The sequence below is a fragment of the Pyrococcus sp. genome (assembly GCF_030153625.1).
GTDB classification, from domain to species: Archaea; Methanobacteriota_B; Thermococci; order Thermococcales; family Thermococcaceae; genus Pyrococcus; species Pyrococcus furiosus.
Genome location: NZ_JASKLM010000060.1, coordinates 1 through 10,152, shown reverse-complemented (window position 1 = coordinate 10,152; position 10,152 = coordinate 1). Strand labels below are relative to the sequence as shown.

The window sequence follows — 10,152 nt, the reverse complement described above, 5'->3', positions numbered from 1 at the left end:
AGTAAATAATGGTTTCAGACTTCATGTTCCCCCTTCTTTTTCTAAAGTACTGCCAGTAACTTAAACCTGACACCCCACAGCTTATCCTAACAGTATCCTCAGCAAGCTTTCTCTCTAGACTTGCTAATTTTTTTTACATAAAAATTTAAATCTCAAAGAGAGCAAATAAGACCTAAACATTTCCCTGTCTTTAAGCAATTCCAAGCCCTTCTCTTTGTTCTTTTTTATTGCTTCAAATTCTTCTTCATTCACCCAGATTTCCATCATAGCCACCTTAGCAATATATCAAGGCTTGCCAATGCTCTATAGGTATTCTGAAAGTTTGATATACCTAATTCATAACTTCTCCTAAACCCACCATTTTGATTTTGTAGAGACCTTATGAACTTAATATGAGCCTCAATGCATTTTGCTTTCCTTCCCAGCAGTTCTAATCCCCTTAGAGCATAGAATGTTGGCTCTATATATGGAGGTAGTGAATTGGGCACTTCAGTAAAGCCTCCCCAGTCTCCACAAACTTCACAAAGTTCAAAGTGTCTTGTATCTTCCCTTATTCCTAGGAAATCTAGAGTGTAGAGAGCCTGGTAAGTCATTGTGGTAGTTGGATGTGTTACTCCATATGCATCTCCCAGCTTGAATTTATGCACAAACTCTATGATTCCCTTTCTCATTTCATTAGAGGGATTGTAGTTTACTGCCTTCATAGCTCTCATTACCCAATAAGTTGCCTCCAAAGGTGTTGCTGTACCAAACTCCTCACTCCCTCCAAGACCTACTGCAAACTTATCCTCCATGGGATTATATTTTTTGAACAATAGATTCATTTTCTCCTCTGCCAAGTTCTTAGCTCCTAAAATTGAAAGCGCCTCAACTGCCATGGCAATAGCAACAGTAGCAGCCTGTGGTTTGGCTGAGCTATAAAGGAACTCAATTGTCTTTTCTTTTTCTGGAACTTCAATTCCCAGGAGTGAATATATCTTTACGGCATAGTAGGTATCATTTATGTTTGTATCATCAAGTTGGGAGACAAAACAGTAACCTCCATCCTCATGACGCCTTTTCTCAATATAGTTCAAAACCTTTTCCAAATTTATGTACCTAGAGAGCTTCGAGCCCATATTGCCACCTCCCTCAAGTTCTACAGAATAGGCGCCATCAGCCTCCCAACGGGAGGCGGTTCGGGCTCGAAGCCCCGGGCGGGCGCCATCACCCCAAAGAACCGTGGCCTAACCTACTCCCGTCACCGGTTTCAGTTCATCGACCACGGTTCCACTCTTGCTTTCCCCAATTATTTTAAAAGTTTTTAGATTATTAGATCAGAGGGGTGAGAGAATGAAGATAAAAGCAATCTCTTTAGACATTGATGGGACGATCACTTATCCGAATAGAATGATTCATGAAGAGGCATTACAAGCAATAAGAAAAGCGGAAAGTCTTGGAGTTCCAATTATGCTAGTAACTGGCAATACGGTTCAATTTGCGGAGGCTGCAAGCATCTTAATAGGAACTTCTGGACCTGTGGTTGCTGAAGATGGAGGAGCAATTTCTTACAAAAAGAAAAGAATTTTCCTAACTAGTATGGATGAAGAATGGATACTTTGGGGTGAGCTAAAGAAGAGGTTTCCCAACGTAAAAACTAGTCACACAATGCCAGACAGAAGAGCAGGTTTAGTGATTATGAGAGAGACGATAGATGTTGAAACGGTAAGAAAGCTCATTAAGGAGCTCAACTTAAATTTAGTGGCCGTTGATTCAGGATTTGCAATCCATGTGAAGAAGCCTTGGATAAATAAAGGAAGTGGAATAGAAAAGGCGTGTGAACTACTGGGGCTAAATCCAAAAGAAGTTGCTCATGTTGGAGATGGAGAAAATGATCTTGACGCTTTCAAAGTTGTTGGGTACAGAATTGCCGTTGCCCAAGCTCCGAAAATTCTTAAAGAAAATGCAGATTATATAACACAAAATGAATATGGAAAAGGAGGAGCAGAGGCAATATACCACATATTAGAAAAATTTGGATACATATAAAGGGGAGGACTCCATGAACATTAAGTTCCTTCAAGAGAGCAAGAGGAACCGAAGATATAGATACAATAATTGCCAGAATATCATTTGAAAAATTCAAAAAATTATATAATGACTTCATCTCCTCTAATTTTGAATTCTTAAATGGAGACAATCCCAAAGACCTTTATGAAATGCTTCAAGAAGGTTTGCCCTTAAGGATATCAAAAAAGGGCAAAATATTCCCAAATCTTGAAGTAAAGTTTCCAAGAAAATGAAATTCACTTAATAGCCCTGAAAGAAAGGATCCTCGTTAAAGCAGGAAAATTAAACGTTTATATTCCACCAATAGAACTTCAGATAGCATACAAACTTTATCTAGGAAGTGATAAGGACTATGAAGACGCATATTTCCTTTATGAGCTATTTAAAGATGTTATAGATAGAGAAAAACTCAAAAGATTCTGCAAAAAATTAGGGGTGAATCCAATTGAATAGAGAAATGAGTGAGAGGATAGAATACATAAAGCTCTATTGTTGAGTAGTTAAAGAGAACTCCTAACGAAATTTGGAGCAAAGAACAGGCCGAATTTATTAATGCTCTACTCGAAAACGCCAATAATTTTCCATTAGATAAGAAAAAATATGTAGAATCAAAGAAAAGTTTAGAAGAGACTAGTGGATCTTATATCCATACCTCTCACTGACTACCCTTATTGCTTCCTCAAATATGTCAAGTCCTATCTTGGCCTCCTCTTCGCTGATTATTAGTGGTGGAATTAGTCTTATGGCACTCTTTCCACACCCTAGCAATGCTAGACCTCTCTTAAGAGCCTCAACTACTACTTCATTTCTCTCCTTAGTTGCATATTCCTTGGTCTTTCTGTCCTTTACGAATTCTACACCCCATGCAAGGCCTATACCTCTGACATCTCCTATGATCTCATACTTCTCCTTCATTTCTTCAAGTCTCTCCCTGAACAGGGGCTCTAATTTCTGGACATTCTCTAACAATCCATTCTCCAACTCCTCCATTACTGCAAGTGCAGCTGCTGCGGCTACGGCATTTCCTCCAAAGGTATTGCTGTGCACTCCACTAACTCCAAAGTCCAAATCCTTTCTGAAGATTGTAGCTCCAATTGGAATGCCTCCACCAAGAGCCTTTGCTGTAGTGATGATATCTGGGGCTATTCCAAAGTGCTCAATTGCCCACATCTTTCCAGTTCTACCAATTCCCATTTGAACCTCGTCATCAATTAAGAGTATGCCGTACTTGTCAGCCAGCTTCTTTAGTTCCTTGAAGAAGTTCCTTGGGGGAACGACGTAACCACCCTCTCCCTGAATTGGCTCAAAGACTATTCCTGCAACCTCTTCTGCTGGAACATAGTGACTAAAGAGATATTCCTCTATGTACTCCAGAACTCTATTTATGAGTTCGTCTGGGTTCTCATAACCATCAATGTGCCAGGGATTTCTGTATGGGTTTGGATAAGGAACGTGCTCAACACCAGGCATTGTTGGGAACATCCTGCTCCTCTGAACGGGCTTACTAGCGGTGAGGCTCATTGTTCCATGAGTTCTTCCGTGGAATGCCCCTATAAATGCAATGAACATCTTTCTGTTTGTGGACCACTTTGCTATCTTTAGTGCTGCCTCGTTGGCCTCAGTTCCACTGTTGCTCAAGAATACTTTCTTCTCGAAATCTCCAGGTGTTATTTGAACAAGCTTTTCTGCCAAGGCAACTTGATATGGATTATAGTAGTCTGTTCCAGCAGCATGAAGAACTAAGTCCAACTGCTTCTTTATGGCCTCAACAACCCTAGGATTCCTTAATCCAACATTGAGAACACCAATTCCTGAAGAGAAGTCGAGGATTACATTTCCATCCACATCAATCCAGTAAACTCCCTCCGCTCTCTCAATAACTAAGAAGTACTCATTGGGATCATTGGTGGTAGTTGCCATGTATTTGTGGTGTTTCTCTATTATTTCTCTCGCCTTTGGACCTGGGATTTCTTTAACATTTGGCCTTAACTCCATATTTCATCACCAGGAAATAGTGGATGAGCACACTTTTAACCTTAAGCTCGAAAATGAGCACTTTTGTTCGAAAAATTTTCGAAAAATAAGGAAGACCAGGAGAAGAATTACTCAACATCCTTTTTGTTCCAGTTCTCTAGGAATTCTTTTGCAGAGTTGGCAGCTATGGCTCCTTGTCCCACTGCAACTGCAATCTGCTTGAAAACATTTGTGATGTCTCCTGCTGCAAATATACCAGGAACCTTTGTCCTCATGTACATATCTACCTTTATATAGCCGTATTCATCAGTGATCCCCAGATGTTTTACAAAGTCTGTCTTTGGCTCGTATCCGATAAAGATAAACACACCATCAACTTTTTTCTCGAATGTTTCTCCTGTCTTAACGTTCTTCAGAACTACACTTTCCACTTTATCTTTTCCTCTAATTTCAGTAACAACGGTGTTAAGTATCGCAGGAATTCCTGCCTCCCTAAATCTATCTTGAAGTATCTTATCTGCCCTGAATTTATCTCTTCTGTGAACCAAGGTAACTTTAACTCCTATACTGTGAAGATATAGAGCCTCCTGTAAGGCAGTATTTCCTCCACCAACAACAATTACCTCTTTACCAACAAATAGAGGGCCATCACAGGTAGCACAGTAGCTAACTCCCCTACCAGTGAACTCTTTCTCTCCTGGGACGTTTAATTTCCTTGGTTCTGCTCCAACGGCTATTATCACAGTTCTCGACTTATATTCCATACCGTTTGCAGTCTTTATTGTGAACTTACATGGTCCTTCATAATATGCACATTCGGCTGGGTCAATTCTTACTACTTCATCAAAAATTACATCTACCCCATACTTCCTTACTTGCTCGTACATTCTTTTTGAAAGCTCTGCTCCACTTATCCCTTCTGGAAATCCTGGATAATTTTCTATTAGGTCTGTCAATGCCATATTTCCACCAAGATCTTTTGTGATGATGAGTGTATCAAGTCCAAATCTTGCAGCATAAATTGCTGCTGTGTATCCAGCTGGACCAGCTCCGATGATAATAACATCCCATACTTTGCTAGTATCAACACTACTCTTTGTTAATCCTCCTAAACTGAACATGTCCTCACCTCCTGCCCTAACTTGGTGGTGCCTACTTAAAAGCATTTTGGAACATTTGTGAGTAATTCCATAAAACATATGTTATAAACCAAAAGTTAAATACCTTTATTTTCAATTCAATGCTTCAAAAAACCTTTTTAATGTTTCAAAGCCAATACGAATTTGGAGAGAGGAAAATATGGCACTAAAATACCGTTTCAAACCAAATGTTAAGGAGGTTTGGCGATGTCCTTCATAACAGCATTTATATGGGCTTACTTCCTCTGGCTTGTTTTAACAGCAGGGAGTAAAGGAATGCTATGGAGTACCCAGGAACTCATAGCTGGACTGATATTTGCCTCAATAGTAGGGTATTCAACCAGAAACATTATCGGAGAAAAAGCCTCACGGTTCTTAAATCCAGTAAAATGGATACTATTTGTTGCTTATGCTCCTGTCCTATTCTGGGGAATGGTAAAAGCAAACTTAGATGTCGCTTACAGAGTTATCACAGGGAAAATAAGGCCCGGAATTGTTAGAGTTCCAGTAGAGTTAGAGAACGATGCTCAGTACACAATTTTGTCCAACTCAATAACCCTCACCCCAGGTACCCTAACCGTTGAAGCATGCCCAGAGGAGAAAGCTCTCTACGTTCACTGGATAAACATTCCAGAAGGTTTAGAATGGCCTGAAAACTCAGAACCCGTCTCTGGACCATTTGAAAAATGGGCTAGGAGGTTAGGGGCATGATATTCTTTTATGCAACTCTCCTAATAGGAATTGCCGGAATCATAACATTCATCAGACTAGCCTTAGGCCCCACAGTCCCAGATAGAGTTGTTGCGGTCGATACGCTAAACACCCTCATTGTTGCGATAATGCTTCTCCTGGGGGCAGCTTATGAAAGAGCAATATACATTGACATAGCGATAGTATACGCTCTTCTAAGCTATGTCGGAACCCTTGTTATAGCAAAATATCTGCAGGGGGGATTGCAATGATTGCATATTATCTCATAATAGCATTCCTGGGAATTAGTGTTACCTTTAACATGCTTGGGAGCATAGCCCTCCACAGATTTCCGGACGTTTATACAAGGCTTCATGGAGCAACAAAATGTACAACCTTCGGAACGATCTTCGCCGCTTTAGCTGTCATAACACACGCAATAGTGAAACTTCAAGCCACAGGAAATCCAAAGTACCTCCAGATGGCAATACACAGCTTTGTTGCAATGTTAGCATTGCTATTAACTAACCCAGTTGGTGCCCACGCAATAGCAAAGGCAGCACACAAGACAGGGTATCTACCAAAGAGAGCTGTTGTTGATGCATATCTCGAAAAAGAAAGGGGTGAGAAAAATGAATCTTGACATGATTATTCAGTTCATCGTATTGGGAGGAATTATACTTTCCTCAGTCTTAATGATCGTTACAAGAGACCTCCTTGTTGCAGTATTGGCTTCTGCAGCCATGAGCCTACTCTTGAGCTTGGAATTCTACATGCTCCACGCTCCAGATGTTGCCATAGCTGAAGCTGCAGTTGGGGCTGGGGTTGTTACTGCTTTGGTTATGTATGCCATCTCAAAAACAGAGAGATGGGAGCGTGAAGCCCCATGAAAAGAGCTTTAGGATTCCTTTCATTGCTTGTAATATTTGCTAGCCTTTTGGTGGCCCTAAGCCCAGAATACGGGATAAAGTTTGGAGTTGGAGGAGAGGACTGGCTAAAATACAGATACACAGACAACTATTACATTGAACATGGAATTGAGGAAGTGGGGGGAACAAACATAGTCACGGACATAGTGTTTGACTACAGAGGATACGATACCTTGGGTGAAGCTACTGTTCTCTTTACGGCCATAGCAGGTGCAGTGGCACTCTTAAGACCCTGGAGGAGGGAGGAGAATGAATGAAGATATGGGAGTTATAGTTAGAACTAACGCGAGGGCTTTGATACCTTTCATAGGAATATTCGGAGCTTACATAGTTACGCATGGTCACCTTACCCCAGGTGGTGGATTCCAGGGAGGAGCAACTATAGCCGGAGCTGGAGTGCTATTCCTGATCGCCTTTGGAGTTAAAGCCGCGAAAGAAAAGATAAACAAAAATCTATACTCAGCGCTCGAAGGACTTGGCGGTTTAGTCTTCCTGGGAGCAGCAATGCTAGGTTTAAGTGTGGCATTCTTCTACAACATTCTATGGCACGAAGGACCCATCTTCAATAGCTCTCCTGGGACTCTTCTGTCTGCAGGATTCCTCCCCATAATGAACTTGGGGGTTGGGCTGAAGGTGTTCACAGGCCTAGTATCAGCTCTATTTGCCCTCAGCGTATTTAGGAGGTGGAAGTCATGATCGCATTTCAATATCTAACGGCAACAATTATGATTTTACTAGGAATTTACGCCTTACTTTACAAGAGGAACTTGATTAAATTAGTACTTGCTCTCAACCTAATTGACTCCGGAATACACCTTCTCCTGATAAGTGAAGGATACAGAATGGAAAACGGAATACCTCCAACTGCCCCAATATACACCGGGTATGAAGGAGGAGCGATGGTGGCTCCAATTCCCCAAGCATTAGTTCTCACAAGCATAGTTATTGGAGTATGTGTGCTATCCTTAGCTATTGCCCTTACTGTCAACGCATACAGGCATTATGGAACTTTGGATGTAACAAAGCTTAGGAGGTTGAGAGGATGACCTGGTTACCATTCATCATTATCATTCCCCTCTTAGGGGCATTTTCAATGCCTATAGTGAGCCTACTAAAGGGCAAAGCAAAGGAAATTTGGGCGTCTATGATAAGTTTTGCAACCCTCATTGTCGGAATACAAGTCTTTAGAGAAGTCTGGAGCAAAGGGACAATAGTCTATACGTTAGGAGCACCAAATCCCTTTGGAAAAGCAACGTTCCCAATTAGAATAGTCTGGGAAGTTGACAAGTTTGGGGCCCTAATGGTTCTAATAGTGACTTTCGTTAGTTTCCTAGCGGTCATATACTCTATTGAGTATATGAAGCACGACACTGGACTAGAGAAGTTCTACACCCTAATCTTAATACTAGAGCTTGGGATGCTCGGAATAGCGATAACTGGAGATATATTCAACTTCTATGTCTTCCTAGAGATAATGAGCATCGCAAGCTATGCACTTGTTGCATTCAGGAATGACACATGGGAAGGAATTGAAGCCGGCATAAAGTACATGTTTGCAGGGTCATTGGCAAGTAGCTTTGTTCTTCTGGGGATAGCCCTTCTCTATGGGCAATATGGAACACTTACCATGGGTTATCTTGCTGTAAAGATTGCGGAAAACCCAACAATAGTAGCGAAAGTTGCCCTTGCCCTCTTCATAGGTGGATTACTCTTCAAGAGTGGTGCTGCTCCAGTTCACATGTGGCTAGCAGATGCACACCCAGCCGCTCCAAGCTCAATCTCAGCAATGCTTTCAGGTCTCGTAATTAAGATAGGAGGAATTTACGCAATAGCAAGGATAGTGTTCAGCATATTCTCTCCAACGATAAATCTTGGGACAATAGGGTGGATAATAATAATCTTCGCATGCATTACTCTAATAGTTGGAAACGCAATGGCAGTTGTGCAAGAAGACTTGAAGAGACTGCTCGCATATTCTTCAGTGGGACAGATTGGCTACATTCTCCTGGGACTCGGAATAGGAATGGTGGCTTATGGAACTAGAGTAGGTGAAATAGCATTGGCAGGTGCAATATACCACACTGTAAATCATGCGCTAATGAAGGCACTCCTCTTCCTTGTTGCAGGTGCTGTCATTCACGAAATTGGAACTAGAAACATGAACGAGCTGAGCGGATTGGCAAAGACGATGCCAAAAACAACCTTTGCCTTTCTGATTGGAGCAGCTGCAATTGTTGGTCTACCTCCTCTAAATGGATTTGCAAGTAAGTGGCTTATCTACGAAAGCTCAGCTCTGTTCAATCCAATATTAGGTGCAATTGCTGTCATTGGGACAGTGTTTTGTACAGCAGCCTATGTAAGGGCATTATTCACATTCTTCGGAAGGCCAAGTGAAAAGGTCACGAATGCAAGAGACCCAGGAATAGCTATGATGCTTCCAATGATAATTCTTGTAGTGACAATAATAGTCATGGGCTTCTTCCCATGGCAAATAAGTGACAGAATAATGGTTCCAACAGCGAGAGCCCTTTGGGATGTAATTGACTATATTTCATCCTTAATGGGAGGTGGATGAAATGTTTGGATACTGGGATCCCCTCTATTTTATCATCGTATTTATCATTGGCCTAATACTTGCATATCTATTGAACTTATGGGCCAAGAAGAGTGGAATGGGAACAAGGGAAGTGGGAGAAGGAACAAAAATATTCATAAGTGGTGAGGATCCAGAAAAAGTAATCCCAGGATTCGAGCATCTTGAAGGATACTACACAGGAAGAAACACAATGTGGGGACTTGTAAATGGTGTGAAGAAGTTCTTTGCCACGCTAAAAAATGACCATACTGGATTACTGCCCGATTATGTCAGCTATCTCCTAATGACAACTGCATTTATCCTCGTTATACTCCTACTAAGGGGGTGATAATTTGACTAACAATTCGGAGAGAAAAAGGTTGGAGAAGAGAATTGCCCAACTATGTAAGTTCATTGGAAGGTCCCCCTGGGTCTTTCACGTAAACTCAGGTTCATGTAATGGATGTGACATTGAGATAATCGCAGCATTAACTCCAAGATATGATGCGGAAAGATTTGGAGTAAAGCTAGTGGGAAGTCCAAGACATGCCGACATTCTTTTAGTCACCGGTCCAGTTACAAACCAAAGCCTCGAGAGAGTAAAGCTAGTGTATGAACAAACACCAGATCCCAAGATAGTAATAGCCATTGGAGCCTGCCCAACTGGAGGAAGCGTCTTCTATGAAAGCCCATTTACAAATGCCCCACTTGACAGGATAATCCCAGTAGACGTCTTTGTCCCAGGATGTCCACCTAGGCCAGAGGCAATTCTCCATGGAGTCGTATTAGCTCTAGA

At 41.5% G+C, this 10,152-nt stretch carries 15 protein-coding genes and 1 riboswitch; of the genes, 11 read left to right on the top strand and 4 right to left on the bottom strand.

Annotation, left to right across the window (positions count from 1 at the left end; all coding sequences use genetic code 11):
• Window positions 1-123 precede the first annotated feature (123 nt).
• Window positions 124-264: a hypothetical protein gene (locus PWP39_RS08955; protein ID WP_014835408.1), complete on the bottom strand. Its 141-nt coding sequence runs from the start codon at window positions 262-264 to the stop codon at window positions 124-126.
• Complete coding sequence (locus PWP39_RS08950) at window positions 264-1,118, bottom strand: prenyltransferase/squalene oxidase repeat-containing protein (RefSeq protein WP_011012565.1); 855 nt, start codon at window positions 1,116-1,118, stop codon at window positions 264-266. The genes PWP39_RS08955 and PWP39_RS08950 overlap by 1 nt, the downstream gene beginning before the upstream one ends.
• Before the next feature lie 21 nt (window positions 1,119-1,139).
• Window positions 1,140-1,220: riboswitch (Fluoride riboswitch) on the bottom strand.
• A 112-nt stretch (window positions 1,221-1,332) separates the two neighbouring features.
• On the opposite strand from PWP39_RS08950, the gene PWP39_RS08945 reads away from it, so the two are divergent.
• Complete coding sequence (locus PWP39_RS08945; RefSeq protein ID WP_011012566.1) at window positions 1,333-2,028, top strand: phosphoglycolate phosphatase; 696 nt, start codon at window positions 1,333-1,335, stop codon at window positions 2,026-2,028.
• 651 nt (window positions 2,029-2,679) lie between these two features.
• Here PWP39_RS08945 and PWP39_RS08940 read toward each other — a convergent pair.
• Together PWP39_RS08940 and trxB are read right to left on the bottom strand one after the other, a co-directional pair.
• Window positions 2,680-4,044 carry an acetyl ornithine aminotransferase family protein gene (locus PWP39_RS08940; RefSeq protein WP_011012568.1) on the bottom strand — a complete coding sequence of 455 codons (1,365 nt, stop codon included), beginning with the start codon at window positions 4,042-4,044 and terminating at the stop codon, window positions 2,680-2,682.
• A 107-nt stretch (window positions 4,045-4,151) separates the two neighbouring features.
• Window positions 4,152-5,144: a thioredoxin-disulfide reductase gene (gene trxB / locus PWP39_RS08935; RefSeq protein ID WP_014835409.1), complete on the bottom strand. Its 993-nt coding sequence runs from the start codon at window positions 5,142-5,144 to the stop codon at window positions 4,152-4,154.
• Between the two features lie 225 nt (window positions 5,145-5,369).
• Here trxB and PWP39_RS08930 point away from each other — a divergent pair, with 225 nt between their 5' ends.
• From PWP39_RS08930 to PWP39_RS08885, 10 genes are all read left to right on the top strand, one after another.
• On the top strand, window positions 5,370-5,873 hold the full coding sequence (locus PWP39_RS08930; RefSeq protein WP_011012570.1) for a monovalent cation/H+ antiporter subunit E: 504 nt from the start codon (window positions 5,370-5,372) through the stop codon (window positions 5,871-5,873).
• Window positions 5,870-6,124, top strand: a complete 255-nt coding sequence (locus PWP39_RS08925) for a cation:proton antiporter (protein WP_011012571.1) — start codon at window positions 5,870-5,872, stop codon at window positions 6,122-6,124. The genes PWP39_RS08930 and PWP39_RS08925 overlap by 4 nt, the downstream gene beginning before the upstream one ends.
• The gene (mnhG, locus tag PWP39_RS08920; RefSeq protein WP_011012572.1) at window positions 6,121-6,495 is read left to right on the top strand and encodes a monovalent cation/H(+) antiporter subunit G; all 375 of its coding nucleotides are present in this window, start codon (window positions 6,121-6,123) and stop codon (window positions 6,493-6,495) included. Before PWP39_RS08925 ends, mnhG begins: the two co-directional genes overlap by 4 nt.
• Window positions 6,485-6,742, top strand: a complete 258-nt coding sequence (locus PWP39_RS08915) for a DUF4040 domain-containing protein (protein ID WP_048059061.1) — start codon at window positions 6,485-6,487, stop codon at window positions 6,740-6,742. The genes mnhG and PWP39_RS08915 overlap by 11 nt, the downstream gene beginning before the upstream one ends.
• Entirely contained in the window at window positions 6,739-7,038 is a 300-nt protein-coding gene (gene mbhE / locus PWP39_RS08910) for a hydrogen gas-evolving membrane-bound hydrogenase subunit E (protein WP_011012574.1), read from the top strand. Before PWP39_RS08915 ends, mbhE begins: the two co-directional genes overlap by 4 nt.
• Window positions 7,031-7,477, top strand: a complete 447-nt coding sequence (locus tag PWP39_RS08905) for a Na(+)/H(+) antiporter subunit B (protein WP_011012575.1) — start codon at window positions 7,031-7,033, stop codon at window positions 7,475-7,477. The genes mbhE and PWP39_RS08905 overlap by 8 nt, the downstream gene beginning before the upstream one ends.
• Window positions 7,474-7,827: an NADH-quinone oxidoreductase subunit K gene (locus PWP39_RS08900; protein ID WP_011012576.1), complete on the top strand. Its 354-nt coding sequence runs from the start codon at window positions 7,474-7,476 to the stop codon at window positions 7,825-7,827. Before PWP39_RS08905 ends, PWP39_RS08900 begins: the two co-directional genes overlap by 4 nt.
• The gene (locus PWP39_RS08895) at window positions 7,824-9,356 is read left to right on the top strand and encodes a proton-conducting transporter transmembrane domain-containing protein (RefSeq protein WP_011012577.1); all 1,533 of its coding nucleotides are present in this window, start codon (window positions 7,824-7,826) and stop codon (window positions 9,354-9,356) included. Before PWP39_RS08900 ends, PWP39_RS08895 begins: the two co-directional genes overlap by 4 nt.
• A gap of 1 nt (window position 9,357) precedes the next feature.
• Window positions 9,358-9,705 carry a membrane-bound hydrogenase complex subunit MbhI gene (gene mbhI / locus PWP39_RS08890; RefSeq protein ID WP_014835411.1) on the top strand — a complete coding sequence of 116 codons (348 nt, stop codon included), beginning with the start codon at window positions 9,358-9,360 and terminating at the stop codon, window positions 9,703-9,705.
• A 4-nt stretch (window positions 9,706-9,709) separates the two neighbouring features.
• A partial coding sequence (locus tag PWP39_RS08885) for an NADH-quinone oxidoreductase subunit B family protein (RefSeq protein WP_288073488.1) occupies window positions 9,710-10,152 on the top strand: 443 nt, incomplete at its 3' end.